This is a genomic window from Mesorhizobium sp. M0833, assembly GCF_040319905.1.
In the GTDB taxonomy this organism is placed as follows: domain Bacteria; phylum Pseudomonadota; class Alphaproteobacteria; order Rhizobiales; family Rhizobiaceae; genus Mesorhizobium.
Genome location: NZ_JAMYOQ010000006.1, coordinates 13,066 through 32,776, shown reverse-complemented (window position 1 = coordinate 32,776; position 19,711 = coordinate 13,066). Strand labels below are relative to the sequence as shown.

The window sequence follows — 19,711 nt, the reverse complement described above, 5'->3', positions numbered from 1 at the left end:
GGGAGCGGGCCGGCGGTCGCCGGACCGAATGGCGCAAAGCTAGCACAAAGCCCGATCGCAGTCGGTCCAAAGAAATCGACAGCGCAGGTCGATTGATCTATCATGATGACTGATGCCCGTCAATTTGACCAGAATTTTCATGACAGAAGACCAATTGGACCGCATTGACAGGAACATCCTGTCGGCGCTGGGCAGCAATGGCCGGCTTTCCATGTCGGAACTCGCGGCAAAAGTCGGCCTGTCGAAGACGCCGGTGCAGGCGCGGGTGAAACGGTTGGAGAAGGACGGCTTTATCAGAGGCTACCAGGCGATCGTCGACCGCGAGCGGATGGGCGAAGGTCATGTCGCCTTCGTCCAAGTGAAACTGTCCGACACCCGCTTGGCCGCGCTCGACGCCTTCAACCGCGCCGTGCAGGCGGTGCCGGAGATCGAGCAGTGCCACATGATGGCGTCGAGCTTCGACTATCTGCTGAAGGTCCGCACCACCGACATCGCCGCCTATCGCCGCGTGCTCGGCGAGCGGATCTCCGCCCTGCCGCACGTTGCCCAGACCTCGACGTTTGTCGCGATGGAGACGGTGAAGGATCGGTAGGAGAGCGCTGTTGCGGTAATGTTGGCGGGACAGCGAAGGATCGCTACACAGCGCGCTGAGCCACCCTCACTCCGCCAGTGTCTTCAAAAACGCCACCAGCGCCGCGCGTTCGCGATCCGAAAGCTGCAGCGGATGGATCTCCGATACGCCTTCGACGCTTGCCGGTGCCTTGGAATAATGTGCCACCACCTCGTCGAGCGAGGAAAACTGCCCGGCGTGCATGTAGGGAGGCCGGGTGGCGGCACCCCGCAGTGACGGCGTCTTATACGCACGAACGAGTTCCGGCCCGGCCTTGACCATGAAGCGCAGTTCGCGGCAGGCGTTGGTATCGCCGTCGCGAAAGGCGCCGAAACAGTTGAACGGATCGGCCTCGACTTGGCGTACCGCGTCGACGCGGCCGCGATCCGGCGGCAGGCCCGCGACGGGCGGCACGCCGGTGTTGTGGAAGCTGCCGTCGGTAAAACGCGGACCATTGTGGCAGGTCACGCAATTGGCCTTGCCGATGAACAGCTTCAGGCCGAGGATTTCCTCCGGCGAAAAGGCAGCGTCGCCTTTCGGCTCGGCGCCCGCAGCCAGATCGATGGCAAAGCGGTCGAAGCGTGTCTGCGGCGGCGCGATCGAGCGCTCGAAGGCGGCGATCGCCTTGCCGATGTTGGCAAAGACGCGGTTGACCTCCTCGGCTTGGCTGGCGGGCATGGCTTTCCAGGCCGCCTTCTCGGCATCGGTGCCGAGCGGGCTGGCATTGGCCGGCACGCCCGAAAGGTTCGGCAGCGGGCCGAAGATGCGCTCATAGCGCTCGCCGAAGCGGGCCTTGATGTAATGCGCGAAGGCGGCGCGGTTGCCCGCCTGCTCCAGCGGATTTTCAAGCGGTGTCAGCGCTTGCGCCCACAGGCTGTCGCGCCGCCCGTCCCAGAAGAACCAGGGATCATGAGCGACGCCGGCCAACGGCATGGTACGACGATTGGTGCGGCCGACGCCGACCGCTTGCGGCAGGTCGTCCTGGAATTGGCGGTCGATCTTGTGGCAGGTCGAGCACGATACCGTGCCGTCGCCGCTCATCCCGGTGTCGAAGAACAGCGTCGAGCCGAGTGCCGCGGCGGCCGGCACATCGGCGAAGCGATTGGTGGTGTCGGGCTTCAGCGGCGGCAGCCTGGACAGCGCCAATGAGGCGATGGTCTGCTTTTCGGCATCGGAAAACTCCGGTCTGCCGCAGCCGGCAAGCACGGCCACCACCACCAACACGAGAAGACTGGAAAACCGGCTCATCAGCGGCTCACAGCACCACGTTGAAGACGACAGTGTCCGAACCGGCCGCAGCGGAAATGGCAAAATGCAATTGCCACCACCCGCTCATCGTGAATTTGACCCCGTCGATGCGATAGCGCCCCGCACCGAGGTAATCGGTCGCCTGTGGGCTGGTCGGCAGACCGTGCTTGTGCTGCGGCATGCCGCCGGAAATCGTTATCGCAGCACCTTCCACCGGCGCGCCGTCGACGGTATTCAGCGTCAGCAGCCAGGATTCCAGTTCGCCCTGCCGGATGATGCCTTTCTCGGGCTCGAAAGTCGCCACGAACAGCTTGTTCGCCGTCGTCTTGGAACGGCCTACATCCGAGCTTGGTTGCGGCGCATGCGGCGCCGTCAGATAGACGACGGTCAGCACGCCGGCAAGCAAGGCAGCCAGGCCGAGGCCTCCAAGAAGATAACGCCATACCGATGCCAAACCAATTCCTGTTCTGCGGATAACGTTTCGCTGGGCAGATCGCGTCCCACGCCCCTGTGGGAAATCGCGCCCAGCGCAAGAATCCGCCGTCGCCAAGCATGGCGCTGCCGGCCGCAAAAAGCTACAGCACCGCAATTGCAGGATGGAGGAGTGCTTCATGGCAGGAAACGGCATCGCCTCGATTGGCGAGTGCATGCTCGAGCTTTCGGGCCAGACCGGGCCGAACTGGCGCATGGGCTTTGCCGGCGACACGTTCAACACGTTATGGGCGCTGCATGCCTTGAGCAGCGAGCGGCCGGCGACCTACGTGTCGGCCTTCGGCGACGACCCGTTCTCGCGCGACCAGATCAAGTTCCTGGCCGAGAACGGCATCGGCATCGGCGCCAGCCCGGTGATAGCGGGCGCCCGCCCCGGCCTCTATGCGATCACGCTGAGCGGCGCCGAACGTTCTTTCACCTATTGGCGGGCCGATGCGGCCGCAAGGCAGCTGGCTTCGGACCCAGCCGCATTGCAGAAAAGCCTTGAAGACCAGGCGCTTGTCTATTTTTCCGGAATCACTTTGGCAATTCTCGACGAGGGTCCACGCAAGGTACTGCTGACGGCCGTGGCCACAGCGCGCGCGGCCGGCTCGCTGATCGCCTTTGATCCCAATTACCGGCCGCGGCTGTGGCGCCGGCGCGAGGAAGCACAGGCCGTCATGCTCGAGGCGCTCGCAGTTGCCGACATCGCGCTGCCGACCTTCCCCGACGAGCAGGTGCTGTTTGGTGATACGACACCGCAGCAAACAGCCGAACGGATGCGAAAGCTGGTCGGCGAAGTCGTCGTCAAGAACGGCGAGGAGCCGGCGCTGATCGCCCGGAACGGCGGCTTGCAATCGGCGCCGGCGGTGCATGTCGCCGCGCCGGTCGACACCACCGGCGCCGGCGACTCCTTCAACGGCGCCTACCTCGCTGCCCGCCTTGCCGGGCATGCCCCGGCAGAAGCCGTGCTGCGCGCTCATCGCGTCGCCGCCGCCGTCGTGCAGGTGCGCGGCGCCCTGGCGCCGTTCGAGACGCTGCGGGCTGCGTTCGAGGCAACTGCTATCTGACCTTGATGACGACCTTGCCCTTGGCGCGTCCTGTTTCGACATAGGCCAGGGCGTCATTGGTCGCTTCGAATGGAAAGACTCGATCCACAACCGGGCGGATCGCGCCGGCTTCGATGAGAGAGGTGATTTTGCTCAGCTGATCGCCCTGCGCCCACATGAAAAGGAACGAAAACTGCACGCCGCGGCGCTTGGCTTTGGCCCGAATTCCGAGACTCAGGACGCGCAGCACTGGCCTCAGCATCAAATTCAGTCCCTTTTCCTGGCAAATTCGGGATCCGGTGGACCGGAAATGGAGATGAGCTTCCCACCCGCTTTCAGCACGCTCATGGATTTTTCCAGTGTTTTGGCGTCCTGGCTGTTCAAGACGACATCGTAGCCCGACAAAACTTTCTCGAAGTCGTCTTTCCTGTAGTCGACGACGACATCGGCGCCGAGGCTTTTCAGCAGATCGGCACTCGCCGCGCTCGCGGTTGTCGCAACGGTCGCGCCGGGGTGCTTGGCCAACTGAATGGCGAATGTTCCGACGCCGCCGGAACCAGCCTGAATGAAGACCTTCTGTCCCTTCGTCAGGTTTGCCCTGTCGATAAGCGTCTGCCAGGCGGTCAGTCCGACCAGGGGAATCGAGGCCGCTTCTTCCATGCTGAGATTCTCAGGCTTCAAGGCCAAGTCGGCTTCATCCACGGCAATGAATTCGGCGAATGTCCCAATCCGGCCATCGCGCGGCCGCGCATCGACATCGTCGCCGGCTTTGAACTTGCGAACTTTCGGTCCCACGCGGATAACCGTTCGGCCACGTCGTGGCCCAGGATGAACGGCCGCCGATAGGGCAGGATGAGCTTGAATTCTCCGGTTCTGACCTTGGAATCGAGCAGGTTCACCCCAGCAGCATGGACCGCTACCAGGACATCGCCGTCCTGGAGCTCCGGTTCCGGCAGATGCCGCAAAGGCGCTGATCCGGCCGGTTCAAAACGAGGTGGCCTCCTGAGGGCCGCCCGGACTATTCGGCCGGCTCGAATCTGCCTTGTACCAAGACTGTCTCCACCGGCCCAAGCGGATTGATGATCCGGCTCTCCAGGACTTCGATAAGTTTGCGTCCAACACCCGCCATATCGACGGAATGAACTCCGATCTTTGCGGGCAGGAAGCGTGCCAGCCGCGTGCTGTCGCGGGTGACGATGTGGACGTCACGACCTGCTGCAAGACCCCGCTTGCCGAGAGCGTGCAACGCTCCCAGAAGGCCCAGTTCGTTGGCGCACGCCAAGCCCGTTGGCGGATCTGATGACGCCAGCAAGCGATCGAACCAGCCGGCGCTCGATTCCATGGTGAACATGCCATGACCGATCAGCGACTGGTCGATCGGAATACCGGCCTCGGCCATTGCCCTTCCATACCCGGAAAGACGCATGGCACTCGCCTGGTCCTCCGGAACGAGAAGTTGCAGCGCAATGCGTCGACAGCCCTTATCCATGAGCCGCCGGGTCGCCTCGTAGGCAATCTGTTCATTGTCGACATCGACATAGGGATAGGCCATATCCAGGTCGGTTCTTCCAAACGCGACGAATGGCATGCGTTGATCCAGCAGCAGCCTGACGCGCGGATCAGCCGACACCAGGCGTGTGATGATCAGGCCGTCTGCGCTGCGCGCCTGAAGCTGCCGCTGCACACTCTCAACGGGATCGTCGTCGGGAGTGGTGGAATAGATGGACAGACTATAGCCGGCTTGCCGCGCCGCCAGCGTCATGCCTTCGATCAAAGGAAGCTTCAACAGATCGGACAGATGGTCTCGTGTCTCCATCGGGAGCACCGCCGTCAGCGTCTGCGTTCGACCGGTTTTGAGCGCGCGACCATGATGATTTGGTAAATAGCCGACCCGCTTAGCCGCCTCCTTGACGCGGGCTATGGTCGAGGGCTGCACTTCCGGCCCATCCTTCAGAGCGCGGGACACCGTCGTCACCGAGAGGGAAAGTTCCGCGGCGATCTGCTTTAGATTGGCCATTGTTCGCCCGACTTCATTTGCGAAAGCGCCGGCTGATTTGCTGACCGCCATAGCGTTACCGAATTCGACATCCCGGTCAATCCGAACTCCCATAGGAAGCAGCTTGACTCTAACGTATCCAGATGCAATCGTAACGTTACGATTACAAAATAATGGCTCTTTCAAGCAATATTCCATAAAAGTTGGGGAGGAAAACCTATGTCCTGGCTACGCATTTCCTTAACAGCATTCGCAATCTCGGCTGCCCTGCCCGTGCATGCGCAGACGGTCACCATCACGACCGCGGGCGGCGACTATGGCAACGCCATCAAGGAGGCCATGTGGGGCCCGGCTGCAAAAGAGCTCGGCTATGATGTTCGCGAAGAGACGCAGAGCGACGGCCTGGCCGCCCTGAAGATGCAGGTTACCTCGGGTGCAGTCACGACCGATATCGTCCACCTGGGTTCGCCGGAAGGGGCGCAGGCTGCCGCGCAATCGCTGCTGGAGCCGCTCGACTACAAGATCATCGATCCGAAATCCGTGCCGGACGGCGCAAAGTCCGACTACTGCTATCCGTTCGATTCCTATGGCACCGTCATGTCGTGGAACACCAAGACCTATGGCCAGAACCCGCCGAAGACGTGGGCGGAGTTCTGGGATGTTGCCAAATTTTCTGGCCGTCGCGCGTTGCGCGCCAATGCGCAAGACTCGATCGAGATCGCGCTTCTCTCCGATGGCGTGCCACCGGCGGACGTCTATTCCGTGCTCAGCACGCCGGAAGGGCTAGAGCGCGCCATCAAGCGGCTTGAAGCGATTAAACCAAATGTCGCCGTGTGGTGGACCTCGGGCGCCCAGTCCGCGCAGTTGCTGAAAGACGGTGAGGCGGATTTGGTCATTACCTGGAACGGACGCGCCCAAACCGTGAAAGCCGATGGCGGCGCGGCTGACTACACGTTCAAGGGTTCGGTCATCGGCACGGACTGTCTTGGGGTGCCGAAGGGAGCGCCGAACAAGGAAGCCGCGATGAAGCTCATTGCAGCGATGACGCAGCCCGCGCGGGTTGCCAAGCTGACCGATTTCATTGCCTATGGCCCAGTCAATCCTGCGGCATATGAGGGTGGACTTATTCCCGAGGGCCGTCTGAAGACACTTGCGACCGCCCCTGAAAATGCTGGCACTTCGGTGTTTTCCAATTCAGAATGGTGGGTCAAGAATGGCGAGGCTGCCCAACGAGCCTTCGATGAAATGATGGCTCGCTGACTCTCAGCTCTGACGCATGTCGCGCAAAAATGTGCAGCGCGCGACAACGACATGCATGAAAACAAGAACCTGAAGCGCGTAGCGTGAAGCCGGTCGAACGCGACGCGCTTCAAGGCTGGAGCACATGATGAAGTCGCTCGCGATCACCATCGAAAGCGTGCACAAGGCTTATGGGTCCTACGTCGCACTGGATGATGTTTCGCTCGACATTCAGGCTGGCGAATTCCTCACGCTGCTAGGGCCATCGGGATCGGGCAAGACCACGTTACTCATGGCTCTGGCCGGTTTTGTCCGGCCGGATTCCGGTAAACTTTTCCTGGGCGATCGAGACATCACCCGCCTGCCGCCCAACAAACGAGACATCGGCATAGTATTCCAGAATTACGCCTTGTTTCCCCACATGAACGTCCTGGCGAACGTCGCGTATCCGCTGGTGCTGCGCAAGGTACCGAGAGCGGAGGCGCGTCAGCGGGCGCTTGATACCTTGGCCCGCGTGAAGCTGGATGGCCTGGCGGAGCGCAATATTGCCGCACTATCCGGCGGCCAACGTCAACGGGTGGCATTGGCGCGGGCTATCGTCTTCGAACCGCGCGTGATGTTGATGGATGAGCCGTTGTCGGCGCTCGACAAGAACCTGCGCGAGACCATGCAGTATGAGATCCGGCGTCTGCATGATCATCTACGGATCACCACAATCTATGTGACCCACGACCAGCGCGAAGCGCTGATTATGTCTGACCGGATTGCGGTGATGAATTCTGGCCGCATCCAGCAGATAGATACGCCGCAGCGGATTTATGATCGTCCATCGACCCGCTTCGTCGCGGAGTTCATGGGCGAGGCCAACATTGTGGCCCCGGGCTCGGCACGCAGAATCGACGGCGCCGAAGCATCACGCGAAACGTTGATGATCCGCGCCGAAAGCTTCCATCTTGATGCGAAGCTCGTCGGAGGAGACGGAGTGGCCCTCGACGGAATACTGCGCACCAAAGCGTTCCGCGGCGAGAACTGGCTTTTGACGCTGGCGCTTGACGGTGGGCAAGAGGTTCTTGTCTGCATTCCGGCAGCGCTGGCCGGCGGTTGCGCCGAGCTTGCCGCCGGTCAGCGGATGACCGCATATGCACCAGCAGCGAAGGTTCACGCGATACCGGGAGCGACGGCGTGACCGTCGTCCGGGATCCGGCGCTCGCAGCGGATGCACGGCGCGAGCGGCGGTTTTTTCTATCGCTTTCGCTCCCGGCGCTGTTCATCGTTGGACTGGCGGCGATACTGCCCATCCTTTGGATAATTCGGCAATCCTTCCTGACCACCGGAGGTGAGTACACCGTCGGCAATTACCAGAAGGTCCTTTCGAGCGGACTGACATGGTCGGCGCTCGTCACGACCCTCGAACTGTCCTTGGGTACGCTAGCGGCCTGCATTCTCCTCGGCACCCCTCTGGCGCTCGCTCTGGCCAGCGTCAGACCAAGGTTGGCCAACGTGCTCATGGCGTTCGTCATGCTGCCGCTGTGGACCTCCATTCTGGTGCGTACCTATGGTTGGCTCGTGCTTTTGCGGCGCGACGGCCTGATCAACGCGGCGTTGACCGGATCAGGCCTGACGGCGGAGCCATTGCCGCTGGTCTACAACTTCACGGGAACGCTCATCGGCATGGTGCACTACATGCTGCCACTCTTTCTGCTGCCTGTTTATGCTGCGATGCGCGATATCGACCCAAATCTCATTCGCGCGGCAGCGAGCATGGGAGCCACTCTCAGGCAGGTCATCCGCACCGTCATTATGCCGCTTTCGGCGGGCGGCATCTTCTCGGGTTCGATCATCGTCCTCATCTACGCCATAGGTTTTTTCATCACGCCGGCGGTGCTTGGCGGCGGCAAGGTAAATCCGCTCTCTACCCGGATCGAGCGTACATTATCGACCTTTCAGGACTGGGGGTCGGCGAGCGTCCTGGGCATTCTGCTCCTCGTTCTCATGGCGCTGATCGGTGTGATGTTGCTGGCGGCACGCCGGCTGGTGGCCCAGAACACCGTGGAAGCCTCCCATGCTTGAAGCCTATCCGCAAAACAGGCTCGCCCGCATTTTGCTCTGGAGCTTTGCCGCTCTTGTCATGGCATTTCTGATGCTGCCGACGCTCGTGGTGGTGCCGCTTTCCTTTTCGGCATCGAATCTCCTCGAGTTTCCGCCGCACGCCTACTCGTTGCGCTGGTACGAGAACTTCTTCGGCTCGCCAACGTGGATGGCTGCGCTCAGAACGAGCTTGATCCTTGGGACGTTGACGGCGTTGATCGCGGTGCCTTTCGCGCTGCTCGCCTGCATTTCAATGAACCGGCTGGGCGGAAAGACCGCTGCGGCCATCCAGAGCGTCCTGCTGACCCCCTCGATTACCCCAGGTATCCTGCTTGCGATCGGTCTCTTCTTTGTGTTGGCCGCACAACATCTGGTCGGAACGCTATTGGGTGTGCTGGTCGGACATGTGGTGCTGGCCGTTCCGGTCGCCTGCATTGTGTTGCTACCCGCTCTCGCCCGCTTTGACTGGAACCAGGTTCAGGCGGCGCGCAGCCTCGGTGCAAACTGGGCCAGAGCCATTGGCGGAATCATCGTTCCGCAACTTCGGATCAGCTTGCTGTCGGCGACATTGATGGCGTTCCTGACTTCGCTCGACGAGTCCGTGATTTCGATCTTCATCGCAAGCGGTCGCAACAGCACGATGCCGAAGCTTATGTTCCTGTCGCTGCGCGATCAGATCGATCCGACCATTGCGGCGATCTCGACATTGTGGACCGTCATCGTCGTGGCCGTGGTCCTGATTGTGACCCTTCGGCAAAAATCCTGACCGAGACTGGAAACATGCCCGCCAATTACCATGCAGCCGACGATCTGACGGATCATTCGACGGACATCCCTCAGGTAGGGTTGGCCATCATCACCGGGTCGGCAAACTGGGGGCTTGCCTTCCCGGAAGATGTCGAATTCGATGGTGTGCGCACCTTGCGGCGCGACATGAGTTTTGAAACACCTTTCGGTCGCACCGACAACTGGAAGCTGCTCGAGTTCGATGCGTCGATCACAGCGGAAGGGAGAGCAAAACGCGCGCTGTGCATGTATTCGCACGGCAATCCCCGCGACCGTATCGACCATTCCTGCCACCGCCGCGCGTTCTGGGTATTGATGCGGGCGGGTGTACGGCAAATTCTCGCCTGCTCGACGGTTGGCGCCGTCAACAAGGCGATCCAGCCGGGCGACATGGTGGTGACCGCCGACATCATCGAACTGACGCAGACCCCGTTTTCACTGTTGCCTGACCGCCAGAGCTTTGACTGTTCGGGCAAGCAAATCGTGTGTCCAAGATGTGCGGCGGTTCTGGTCGAAACGGCCCGCCGTCATTGGCCAGCCGAATGCCGCGTTTATGGCATCGAACAGCAGTTGGTGGCTGCCCACTGTTATGGGCCCCGGCTGACAACGCCAGCCGAAGCCTTGGCGTATCGGGGCATGGGGGCGGATGTACTCAACCATTCCATCGCCCCTGAGGCGACCTTGTCGCGCGAGATCGGCGCGTGTTTCGTGCCTTGCGCGTTCGTGACGGCGGGCTTCAACGACTATATGGATCGCAATCGCCAGAAATTGCTGCAGGAGGACGTGCTGCCCAATCTTTCCATGACAGCCTCGCGGGTCGCGCTGGAGACCGCCGCGCGACTTCCCGCTGATCCGGAATGCTCCTGTCACGGCTTGAAGTCGCCTCAGCCGAAAGAACGTTCCAGCCGGTTCTGAGATAACCCGCCAGATAGCTGAAGCTCTGCCGCAGACCAAGGATCCCGAAGGCACCGCGCTGGGCATGTTCGCGACGCTCGAGTCGTACGCTTCGGCAGCGGCACTCCTGCCCTAAGGCAGCCTGAACCGGTATTCCGTCACGTGATGGTAGATCTGCCCGGGCCACAGCGTGGCTTGCGGGAAATACGGCCGGTTGGGCGCATCCGGCCAGATTTGCGGCTCCAGGCAAAAGCCCGAAAAGGCCTTGTACTGGCGTCCGCCCAATCCAGGCGAAGACGGCGCCAGGTACTGGCCGGTATAGAGCTGGACGCCCGGCTCCGTGGTCCAGAGCTCCATCTCGACGCCGGAATTCGCGCCCTGCGCCCATGATGCCTGTTTCAGCGGCCCGCGCGTCGAGGCGAGGCAGAAATTCTGGTCATAGGGGAGCTGTTCGCCCTCGGTCTCCATGCGCAGCGGCCGCGCCTGGCGAAAGTCGAAAGGTGTGCCGTCGACAGGCTTGACCGTGCCTGTCGGGATCAGATCGGCGTCGACAGGAAGATAAGCGCCGGCATTCAGCATCAGCCGGTGGTCGAGAATGTCGCCGGCGCCGCCGTCATCCAGGTTGAAATAGGAATGCTGGGTGAGGTTGCAGAGCGTCGGCTCCTCGCAGGTGGCGGTCAGTTCGACGCTGAGCGTGCCGGGGATCTTCAGCCGGTAGGTGCAGGTCACGTCGAGCGCGCCGGGAAAGCCCATCATGCCGTCCGGGTCGTGCAGGGTCAGCGTGACAAAATCCCTGCCATGTAGTGAAACCGCCCAGGCCCGGCGCGAAAAACCTTGCGAACCGCCATGCAGCGTGTGCTTTTCGAGGAAATTGCGCTCGGTCTGATAGCGTTTGCCGGCAAGCGTGAAGCGGCCGTCGCGGATACGGTTGGCATAGCGCCCGACGACGGTGCCGAAGAAGGCGGTGTCCTTCTCATAGTGCTCGAAACGATCATAGCCGAGCACCAGCGGCGCGTCGTGCCCGGCCAGACGCAGATCCTGGATGATCGCACCCAGCCCGATGATGTTGGCGGTAAGGCCGCCGCCACGGATGGTGAAGCGGCGGACGGCCTCGCCCGCCTGCGTCGTGCCGAAAACCTCGCCGTCCTTCATTGCCATGCTCGCAAGTTCGCTGCTCGATGCCAGCCTGGCCTTTCGAAGCGGCCCAGGGTCGTTTTCGGTATTACCGCATCAGGTTTCTAGAGACCAAGTCCGCCGATGCAGACATATTTGGTGTCGAGATAATCCTCGATGCCCTGATGGCCGCCTTCCTTGCCGAGGCCCGATTCCTTGACGCCGCCGAACGGCGCTTCAGGGGTGGTGATGAGCCCTTCATTGACGCCGACCATGCCGTATTTCAGCCCTTCCATGACCCGGAAGGCGCGGCCGAGATCGCCGGTGTAGAAATAGCAGGCCAGGCCGAATTCGGTGTCGTTGGCGAGTGCTACGGCCTCTTCCTCGGTCTCGAACTTGAATACCGGTGCTACCGGGCCGAAGATTTCTTCCTTCATGAAGCGCATCTTCGGCGTCGCATTGGCGATCACCGTCGGCTGGAAGAACGAGCCGCCGAGCGCGTGGCGCTTGCCGCCGGCGACAACCTTGCCGCCCTTGGCGGTAGCGTCGGCAATCAGCTCCTCGACCTTCTCCACCGCCTTCTCATCGATCAGCGGTCCCTGCTGGACACCGTCTTCGAGGCCGGAACCGACCTTCAGCCCGTTGCTCGCAGTGGCGAGCTTTTCGACGAACTGGTCATAGATGCCTGCCTGCACCAGGAAGCGGTTGGTGCAGACGCAGGTCTGGCCGGAATTGCGGTACTTGGCGGTGATGGCGCCGGCGACGGCCCGCTCGATGTCGGCGTCGTCGAAGACGATGAACGGCGCATTGCCGCCGAGCTCCATCGACACTTTCTTGACGGTCACCGACGACTTCTGGATCAGGATCTTGCCGACCTCCGTCGAGCCGGTGAAGGTGATCTTCTTGACCAGCGGGTTGGCACAGATCTCGTCGCCGATCTCACCGGCAGCGCCGGTCAGGATATTGATTACGCCTTTGGGGAAGCCGACTTCCTCGGCAAGCGCGCCCCAGGCAAGGCCGGAATAAGGCGTCTGCGACGCGGGCTTGACCACGGCGGTACAGCCGGCGGCAAGCGCCGGGCCAAGCTTGCGGGCCAGCATCGAGGACGGGAAATTCCATGGCGTGATGGCGGCGATGACGCCGACCGGTTCCTTGGTCACCAGGATACGGCGGTCCGCCCAGGGCGACGGCACGACGTCGCCATAGGTGCGGCGGCCTTCTTCGGCGAACCACAATATGTAGGATGCGGCCGAGCCGATCTCGCCCTTCGATTCGAACAGCGACTTGCCCTGTTCGATGGTCAGCAGTTCGGCCAGCACGTCCTGATTGTCCATCATCGCGTCGTGCAGCTTGCGCAACAGCTTCGAGCGTTCGAGCGCGGTGGTCTTGCGCCATGTCTGGAAAGCAGCGTCGGCGGCTTCGATGGCGCGGCGGGTCTCGGCCTTGCCCGACTTCGGCACAGTGCCGATCTTGAGGCCGGTAGCAGGATTGTTGACGTCGATCGTCTGGCCTGAATCGGCCTGCACCCATTCGCCATTGATGAGATTGGCCTGCCGCATGAAATGGCTGGTTTTCTGAAGCATGATCTCGCCTCCGTTCGGCACCTGGCGGGCCGGTCGCTGATTTCGTGAATGGACGTGCGCGATAGCATCGCTAGAGCCACTGCTCTTAGCCCAGGGCAAGCCCCGCAAGCAATCACAAGATGGCATATAGGGTTTGGGCCAGCTAAAGCGAGAGCGATGCAGCCAAGGCTCCAGGGTATGTTGAAATTCAGGCCGAGTCGAGAAGGGGGGGTTCCGAGAACCGGAACGGAGCGGACATTCGGGTCCGTGAGTACCGGAAGCGCAGGAAACCGCCATTCGCAGGCCGGCATCACCTGAATATCGACATACCCTACCCAAAAACATGGACGACCACTGTCAGCCAAAACGCAGTGGTCACGACAGCACAGGCGGTGGCGATGGTCATCTGGTTCGACGCCAGCGCCTGGCCGGTGTTGAACTGCACCGCGATGAGATAGGAATTGATGCCGGACGGCAACGCCGCAACCATCACCGCCACCTTGGCCGTCAATGGCGGCAGGCCGATCAGCCACACCAGGCCGAGAACCAGCGCCGGCATCAGGAACAGTTTCAGCGCCGACAGCGCCAGCGCCGGCCTCACATTGCCGGAGATGCCGAAGCGGCGCAGGCTGAGCCCCATGGCAAACAGCGCAACCGGGGCGGCCGTGCCGGCCAGCGCGTCGCTCAGCCGCGTCGCAAGCACCGGCAGTGGCGCACTGGTGAAGCGCCACGCCAGCCCGGCCAGTATGCCGATGATCAGCGGATTGATGAATACCCTCCTGAGAAAGCTCCTGACGACGCGGAGCGGATGCACAGGCTCGCTGCCGCCGCGGCCGAACATCTCGAACAGGATGATCGAGGCCATCATCATCACCGGCAGGTGAATGGAAACGAGCAGTGACAGCACTTCGAACCCGGCCGGCCCGAACACGCCGATAATGAAGGGCGCGCCAAGCAGGACAACGTTGGAGAAGGACGACGATACGCCGCCGACGACGCCGGCGCGGGCGTCCCGCCCGAAGATGCGCGTAATAACCAGATGGCCGGTGGCCCAGGTGAGCGCGACCGCCGCGAAATAAGCGCCCCATAGCGGCCACGGCGCCACGCCGTGGAAATCGGCCTTTACCATGGTCTGGAACAGCAAAAGCGGCATTGCCACGTTGATGGCGAATTCGGATACGCCCTCGCCGCTCGCCGGCTTCAAATAGCCGGTCAACCCGGCAAGATAGCCGAGCCCGACGAGACTGAAGACGAAGAGGACGGTTTCGGTAAGCGGAGACATTTTTCCCGTGATAGGCGAGGCCGGGCGGCGGCGCAACCGCCCTTCCCTCGCGAATGTACCGGCCAACAATCCGGCCGCTCGGATCTTGTCCGAATTTGCCCATGGTTGGATGCCAGCGCTATGCAGGGCTGTCGGGGGACACGCGGCGAATGGGCCTTGTCGGAAATCAGCACTTCTTCAAGCAGGGGTGGCTGACGGCTTTCGTCGGCGCCATGCTTTGCCTCGTGGTGACCTCGGCTCATGCCGCTGAGCCGGCGAGCCTCAAGGGCGTGGCGCTGATTGTCGGCCAGTCGAAATACCAGCATATAGCGGCTCTTCCCAACCCCACCAACGACGCCCGCGACATCGCCAAGATGCTGACCGATCTCGGCTTCGACGCGCGCAGCGTCACCGACCGCGACGCGGCAAAGGTGAAGCGCGACCTCGAGCGTTTCGCTGAGGATGCCGAGGACGCCGACGTCGCCTTGATCTACTATTCCGGCCACGGCATCGAGGCCGGCGGCGAAAACTATCTGGTGCCGGTCGACGCCGACGTTTCTTCATTGAAGGACGCCGATCAGGCCCTGGTGCCGATCTCCGCCGTCATGGGCGAATTGAAGACGACCGTGCCGGTAACGATCATGCTGCTCGATGCCTGCCGCACCAACCCGTTTCCGGCGGATGCGGTGCTGCGCCGGGCGCCGACGGCCTCGGCCTCGCCGGTCAGCGCCGGCGGATTGGAGCCGGTGCGCGGTGCCAGGGCACGGGCAAACGCGACCGCGACGGAAAATTTGGGAACGGTGATCGGCTTTGCCTGATCAATCTCGGCAATCTCGAACGGACCGGCAAATATCTGGACGAAGCCGAAGCCGCCTTCGAGGCGACGCTCAAGGTCTTCACTCGCGAAGGCATGCCGATGCAATGGGCCTTCGAGCAGAACAATCTCGGCGACGTCCACTGGAACCGCCGCAGCTATGGCGGCGGCAATGCCGAATACCAAAAGGCGATCGAATTCTTCGAGAACGCCAAGCGAGGCTTTACCGAAGCCGGCTATGCACTCCAGATGGCGAAGAAATAGGCGTCTCGGCCGCAGGTTGCACTCGGCTTGTCTTTCAGCCGGCTTTGCCGTCCCTATATGCCGGTCACCGGGGACCTGCCTGCCGGTCACCGAAAAGGATGTCTGATGCTTCGATTTGTGCTGGCGCTGCTGCTGCTTGCCGTTTCCGCCACAGCCCATGCGACGGAAGCCGGCTGGGCGCTGCTGCGCGACGGCGGGCATGTGGTCCTGCTTCGCCATGCCATGGTCACCGGCACCACCGATGCGGCCAATTTCGACCTCGGCAAATGCGCGACCCAGGTCAATCTCTCTGAACGCGGCAAGCAACAGGCGCGCAAGATCGGCGCGCTGTTTGGCGCCCGCGCCGCACCGGTCGAGCGCGTGCTGTCCAGCCGCTATTGCCGCTGCCTCGAGACCGCCCGCATCGCTTTCGAAAGCGAGCCGGAGCCGTTCGCACCGCTTGACCTGCTGAAGACCGACGAAAAGGAAAAGGCCGACCAGATTGCCGCGATCCTTGCCGAGATCCGCGGCTATTCCGGCTCCGACAATCTGGTCATGGTCACGCATCTCGAAAACATCAAGGAATTGACCGGGATCTCGCCGCGTGAAGGCGAGGCCGTGGTCGTCGAGCCGCAGGGCGACGGCCTGCGGGTACTCGGCCGCGTTACTTTCTGATCTGCGCCGGAGCTGGTTGAAGCGTTCGCTAGTAGTGAAATCTAGGGTTTGGTACCTTAAGCGGAATACCGGTTCCGACCCGCGATGAGGTCTGATCGAGTCCAAGGTCGACATTGACCCTTAGTCAGGACCAACGAGCGCTTTCAACGAAAGCGAATGCGATGGTACCGTCTCATCAGGACTTCCGAGCCGTGACAACGGGCGAGGTTTTCGTCCTTTACTTTGCCGGCCGGAGCCTCAGCGGCCGAAAAAACGCCCGGATGTCCTCGACCAGGAGTTCGGGTTGCTCAATCGCCGCGAAATGTCCTCCTTTCGGCATGTCGGTCCAGCGCTCGAGACGGAAGACTCGCTCGACCCAGGAGCGAGGTGGCATAGGAAGCTCTCGAGGGAAGACTGCAACGCCGAGGGGCGGTGTTATTCGCTCCCTTGGCCCGAAGGTCAGGGGGCAGAGCCGGTTCTCTTTGTAAATCCGGAGCGAGGCCTCGATCGTGTTACCGAACCAGTAGAGCGAGATGTCGGTAAGCAGCGTGTCTAGAGGGATGGCGCGTTCGAGTTCGCCTTCGCAATCGCTCCAACTGCGGAACTTCTCGGCAATCCATGCGGCTAGCCCGATTGGGGAATCTGTCAGTGCAAAGGCTAGCGTCTGGGGCTTGGTCCCCTGCAGAAAAGCGTAGGCCCCCTCCGTCGCGGCGAAATTCGCCGCACTGTCGAGGAATGCCTTCTCCTCCGGCGTGACAGGTGGGTCGTCGCGACCGAGGGTCGGGCGGAAACTGCCTGGAATGTAATTCAGGTGCAATCCCATAAGGTCCTCTGGGTAAAGCCGAGCGAGCCAGGTCGAGACTCCGGCGCCGATGTCGCCACCTTGTGCGGCAAAGCGATCATATCCCAGTTCGCGCATCAGCCCCCGCCACAGCTTCGCGACATGCTTTGAGCTAACGCCGGCCTGACGCGGCGGGGACGAGAAGCCGAAACCCGGAAGCGACGGTGCGACGACATCGAAGGCGTCATCGGCATCCCCGCCGTATTTGGCAGGATCCGTGAGCAGCGGAATGACATGCTCGAACTCGGCGAAGGAGCCGGGCCAGCCATGAGTGAGGATCAACGGCAAGGGCGCTGACCCCTTTCCTTTCTGATGAACGAAATGGATGTCGCACCCGTCTATCGTGACCCTAAACTGAGGCAACAGGTTCAGACGTTTTTCGTGATCGCGCCACCTGAAATCGTATTCCCAGTAACGTGAAAGCTTTCTGAGGAAATCAACGTCAGTACCGTCCTCCCATCCGTATGCGAAGATCGACGACGGCCATCTTGTCGCTTGGATACGACGCTGGAGGTACTCGATCTGTTCATCCGGGATGTGGATGTGGAAGGAATGCATGGCCACGGGTGTTGCTCCGATCAGCGGCGAAGAGTTGTCCCATCAAGGCACAGAACGAAGGAAAACTCACTGAGCGACCGCTTTGTTCGCTACTTGCTCGTTCCCATCTACGAGACGAAGGTAATATTCCACCGTCGGTGGCAATTCGTTTAAGTTACCTGGCGTCAGATTTTCACCGCTACCAGCCAAGCGTCGACACGGAGCTTCCATCTCTCGATCATGTCCGCGAACGCGTCCTCCGTCAGTTCGGACAGATACGATGCTCCTGCCGGGCTCAAGGCCGTGAACGCATAGGTAATCGACGCCTCCGTGCCTCCGTTAGTGTCGGTCGGCAGGCGACCTCGACAAATCCGACACGCGAATCCGGCGTAACGCGAACATAGCGGATGCGATGCGCCAGCCGCCCAGCCAGGCTCATGTCGCGATGCTCAGCCAAGGCCTTGAGCACCTTTCACCAATCGTTTTTCCAGGCGCACCCGGTCTGCACGCGTTTCTGTAGTCATAGATCTTCGTGGTACATTGGTACACGCAATGACCAGAGATGGGACGGTTTGGGCATATCGCCGGGAGGGGTTGCCAGCGACCCCTATTGCTCTGCCAGAACATCAATCCCAGCTGCGGTCGGCGCATCAGGCCTTTTCCTGCCCGGAAAAACCGATTAGACAGCGCCAAACACATGCGGACAGATTCCGCCCGCAATCGAAGGAAAAGCCCTTGTCCACCACGTTCGACAAAGTCGCCAAGATCATCGCCGACACCAGCGAGATCGATATCGAGACGATCACGCCCGAAAGCCACACCATCGACGATCTCGGCATCGACAGCCTCGACTTCCTCGACATCGTCTTTGCCATCGACAAGGAATTCGGCATCAAGGTGCCGCTGGAAAAGTGGACGCAGGAGGTCAACGACGGCAAGGCTTCGACCGACGACTATTTCGTCATGAAGAACCTGTGCGCCAAGATCGACGCGCTCGTCGCCGCCAAGAACGCCACGTGAACACAGCGCTTGACGCGCCCGACCCACAACAGCCTCCCATGAACCCCCACGACGTCGTCATATCAGGCATCGGCCTTGTCTCGTCGCTGGGCGAGGGTCCGGATGCGCATTGGCAAAAGCTTGTCCAGCCGCGCCTTGAGCCGGTTCTGGAGGCTTCGCGCTTCTCCCCCTATACGGTCCATCCGCTGCCGGAGATCGACTGGAACCTGCAGATCGCCAAGCGCGGCGACCAGCGGCAGATGGAGACCTGGCAGAGGCTCGGCACCTATGCGGCCGGCCTTGCGCTCGACGATGCCGGCATCAAGGGCAATGACGAACTCTGCGCGACAATGGACATGGTGGTGGCCGCCGGCGGCGGCGAGCGCGACGAGGCGGTCGATGCGGCCATTCTCGCGGCATCGGAAAGCCGCAATGACCGCGACGTGCTGCTCAACGAGAAGCTGACCACGGAATTGCGCCCGACGCTGTTTCTGGCACAGCTTTCCAACCTGCTCGCCGGCAACATCTCGATCGTCCACAAGGTGACAGGCTCCTCTCGCACCTTCATGGGCGAGGAAGGTGCGGGCGTTGCCGCGGTCGAGACGGCGGCCGCGCGCATCCGCTCCGGCCAGTCGACGCATATACTGGTCGGCGGCGCTTTTCAGACCGAACATTCCGACATGCTGCTCGGCTATGAACTGGCCGGCTACCTGCATCGCGGCGCGTGGCGGCCGGTCTGGCAGAGGCAAGGCGCCGAAGGCGGCGGTGTGGTGACCGGATCCGGCGGCGCGTTTCTCGTCCTGGAGCAGCGCGAGCACGCGGAAAGCCGTCGCCGGAAGATCTACGCGGAACTCGGCCCGGTCCTGTCCGGTCGCGCCAGGCGCCGGCGGGGCGAACTCGACGGTGAGATCGCCGCGCTGTTGAAGCAAGCCGCATTGCCGAACGGCGAACTGCTGGCGATCTCCGGCGCTTCGGGCGCCCATGCCGCGACCGCCGCCGAGAAATCGGCACTCGAGGCCAATCCGGCGATCGCCGCACGCGGCTTTTCGACGCTGACCGGCCACCTGAAGGAAGCGCAGTTCCCCTTTGCCGTTGCGCTGGCGGCCCTGGCTGTCGACCGCAAGGCGGCCTACCCTGTCTTCGACGCCACAGTCGAAAAACCGTTTTCCGGCGTCCCGAAGACCGTCCTTGCAACGGCGATCGGCTATCACCAATTCGAGGGCATGGCGCTGATCAAAGCCGCCTAGAGCATCGGACCGAAAAGTGTGATGCGGTTTTCGGGCGATCCGATTGCTGCAAGAGAAAC

At 61.9% G+C, this 19,711-nt stretch carries 19 protein-coding genes and 1 pseudogene; 12 read left to right on the top strand and 8 right to left on the bottom strand.

From position 1 onward, the window contains the following. Nucleotides 1–139 precede the first annotated feature (139 nt). Nucleotides 140–592 (top strand): Lrp/AsnC family transcriptional regulator, encoded by a 453-nt coding sequence (locus NKH98_RS08960; RefSeq protein WP_352897757.1) that lies wholly within the window; start codon nucleotides 140–142, stop codon nucleotides 590–592. 66 nt (nucleotides 593–658) lie between these two features. Here NKH98_RS08960 and NKH98_RS08955 read toward each other — a convergent pair whose 3' ends face one another. Then, the gene (locus NKH98_RS08955; RefSeq protein WP_352897755.1) at nucleotides 659–1,858 is read right to left on the bottom strand and encodes a cytochrome-c peroxidase; all 1,200 of its coding nucleotides are present in this window, start codon (nucleotides 1,856–1,858) and stop codon (nucleotides 659–661) included. 7 nt (nucleotides 1,859–1,865) lie between these two features. Then, nucleotides 1,866–2,312 carry a FixH family protein gene (locus NKH98_RS08950; RefSeq protein WP_352897753.1) on the bottom strand — a complete coding sequence of 149 codons (447 nt, stop codon included), beginning with the start codon at nucleotides 2,310–2,312 and terminating at the stop codon, nucleotides 1,866–1,868. Nucleotides 2,313–2,469: 157 nt separating this feature from the next. On the opposite strand from NKH98_RS08950, the gene NKH98_RS08945 reads away from it, so the two are divergent. Further along, nucleotides 2,470–3,399: a sugar kinase gene (locus NKH98_RS08945; protein ID WP_352897751.1), complete on the top strand. Its 930-nt coding sequence runs from the start codon at nucleotides 2,470–2,472 to the stop codon at nucleotides 3,397–3,399. Here NKH98_RS08945 and NKH98_RS08940 read toward each other — a convergent pair. Together NKH98_RS08940 and NKH98_RS08935 are read right to left on the bottom strand one after the other, a co-directional pair. After that, nucleotides 3,392–4,343 (bottom strand): annotated as a pseudogene (locus tag NKH98_RS08940) (NADP-dependent oxidoreductase). The gene NKH98_RS08945 and the pseudogene NKH98_RS08940 overlap by 8 nt on opposite strands. Nucleotides 4,344–4,396: 53 nt before the next feature. Further along, nucleotides 4,397–5,446 (bottom strand): LacI family DNA-binding transcriptional regulator, encoded by a 1,050-nt coding sequence (locus NKH98_RS08935; protein WP_352897750.1) that lies wholly within the window; start codon nucleotides 5,444–5,446, stop codon nucleotides 4,397–4,399. Between the two features lie 147 nt (nucleotides 5,447–5,593). Here NKH98_RS08935 and NKH98_RS08930 point away from each other — a divergent pair, with 147 nt between their 5' ends. The 5 genes from NKH98_RS08930 to NKH98_RS08910 all read left to right on the top strand — a co-directional run bounded on the left by NKH98_RS08930 (nucleotide 5,594) and on the right by NKH98_RS08910 (nucleotide 10,402). Further along, a complete protein-coding gene (locus tag NKH98_RS08930) occupies nucleotides 5,594–6,634 on the top strand; it encodes an ABC transporter substrate-binding protein (RefSeq protein ID WP_352897748.1) in 1,041 nt (346 codons plus the stop codon). Between the two features lie 127 nt (nucleotides 6,635–6,761). Then, nucleotides 6,762–7,799, top strand: a complete 1,038-nt coding sequence (locus tag NKH98_RS08925; protein WP_352897990.1) for an ABC transporter ATP-binding protein — start codon at nucleotides 6,762–6,764, stop codon at nucleotides 7,797–7,799. Then, nucleotides 7,796–8,683, top strand: a complete 888-nt coding sequence (locus NKH98_RS08920) for an ABC transporter permease (protein ID WP_254818216.1) — start codon at nucleotides 7,796–7,798, stop codon at nucleotides 8,681–8,683. The genes NKH98_RS08925 and NKH98_RS08920 overlap by 4 nt, the downstream gene beginning before the upstream one ends. Continuing rightward, nucleotides 8,676–9,467 (top strand): ABC transporter permease, encoded by a 792-nt coding sequence (locus NKH98_RS08915; RefSeq protein WP_352897747.1) that lies wholly within the window; start codon nucleotides 8,676–8,678, stop codon nucleotides 9,465–9,467. The genes NKH98_RS08920 and NKH98_RS08915 overlap by 8 nt, the downstream gene beginning before the upstream one ends. Nucleotides 9,468–9,481: 14 nt before the next feature. Then, nucleotides 9,482–10,402 (top strand): phosphorylase family protein, encoded by a 921-nt coding sequence (locus tag NKH98_RS08910; RefSeq protein ID WP_352897745.1) that lies wholly within the window; start codon nucleotides 9,482–9,484, stop codon nucleotides 10,400–10,402. Nucleotides 10,403–10,513: 111 nt separating this feature from the next. Here NKH98_RS08910 and NKH98_RS08905 read toward each other — a convergent pair whose 3' ends face one another. From NKH98_RS08905 to NKH98_RS08895, 3 genes are all read right to left on the bottom strand, one after another. Beyond that, on the bottom strand, nucleotides 10,514–11,539 hold the full coding sequence (locus NKH98_RS08905) for an aldose epimerase family protein (protein ID WP_352477643.1): 1,026 nt from the start codon (nucleotides 11,537–11,539) through the stop codon (nucleotides 10,514–10,516). 80 nt (nucleotides 11,540–11,619) lie between these two features. Then, nucleotides 11,620–13,077 carry an NAD-dependent succinate-semialdehyde dehydrogenase gene (locus tag NKH98_RS08900; protein ID WP_352897743.1) on the bottom strand — a complete coding sequence of 486 codons (1,458 nt, stop codon included), beginning with the start codon at nucleotides 13,075–13,077 and terminating at the stop codon, nucleotides 11,620–11,622. Nucleotides 13,078–13,387: 310 nt separating this feature from the next. Then, nucleotides 13,388–14,338 carry an AEC family transporter gene (locus NKH98_RS08895; protein ID WP_352897741.1) on the bottom strand — a complete coding sequence of 317 codons (951 nt, stop codon included), beginning with the start codon at nucleotides 14,336–14,338 and terminating at the stop codon, nucleotides 13,388–13,390. 149 nt (nucleotides 14,339–14,487) lie between these two features. Here NKH98_RS08895 and NKH98_RS08890 point away from each other — a divergent pair, with 149 nt between their 5' ends. The 3 genes from NKH98_RS08890 (at nucleotide 14,488) to NKH98_RS08880 (ending at nucleotide 16,049) form a co-directional block, all read left to right on the top strand. Beyond that, the gene (locus NKH98_RS08890; protein ID WP_352897739.1) at nucleotides 14,488–15,135 is read left to right on the top strand and encodes a caspase family protein; all 648 of its coding nucleotides are present in this window, start codon (nucleotides 14,488–14,490) and stop codon (nucleotides 15,133–15,135) included. A gap of 92 nt (nucleotides 15,136–15,227) precedes the next feature. Further along, entirely contained in the window at nucleotides 15,228–15,395 is a 168-nt protein-coding gene (locus NKH98_RS08885; RefSeq protein ID WP_352897737.1) for a hypothetical protein, read from the top strand. A gap of 105 nt (nucleotides 15,396–15,500) precedes the next feature. Further along, nucleotides 15,501–16,049 (top strand): histidine phosphatase family protein, encoded by a 549-nt coding sequence (locus NKH98_RS08880; RefSeq protein WP_254818209.1) that lies wholly within the window; start codon nucleotides 15,501–15,503, stop codon nucleotides 16,047–16,049. 217 nt (nucleotides 16,050–16,266) lie between these two features. Here the strand turns inward: NKH98_RS08880 and NKH98_RS08875 are convergent, their stop codons facing one another. Then, entirely contained in the window at nucleotides 16,267–17,427 is a 1,161-nt protein-coding gene (locus tag NKH98_RS08875) for an alpha/beta fold hydrolase (protein WP_352897987.1), read from the bottom strand. Between the two features lie 714 nt (nucleotides 17,428–18,141). On the opposite strand from NKH98_RS08875, the gene NKH98_RS08870 reads away from it, so the two are divergent. Both NKH98_RS08870 and NKH98_RS08865 read left to right on the top strand, forming a co-directional pair. Then, nucleotides 18,142–18,426, top strand: a complete 285-nt coding sequence (locus NKH98_RS08870) for an acyl carrier protein (RefSeq protein ID WP_023719977.1) — start codon at nucleotides 18,142–18,144, stop codon at nucleotides 18,424–18,426. Between the two features lie 38 nt (nucleotides 18,427–18,464). Continuing rightward, nucleotides 18,465–19,652 (top strand): beta-ketoacyl-ACP synthase, encoded by a 1,188-nt coding sequence (locus NKH98_RS08865; protein ID WP_352897735.1) that lies wholly within the window; start codon nucleotides 18,465–18,467, stop codon nucleotides 19,650–19,652. The last annotated feature ends 59 nt before the right edge of the window (nucleotides 19,653–19,711 follow it).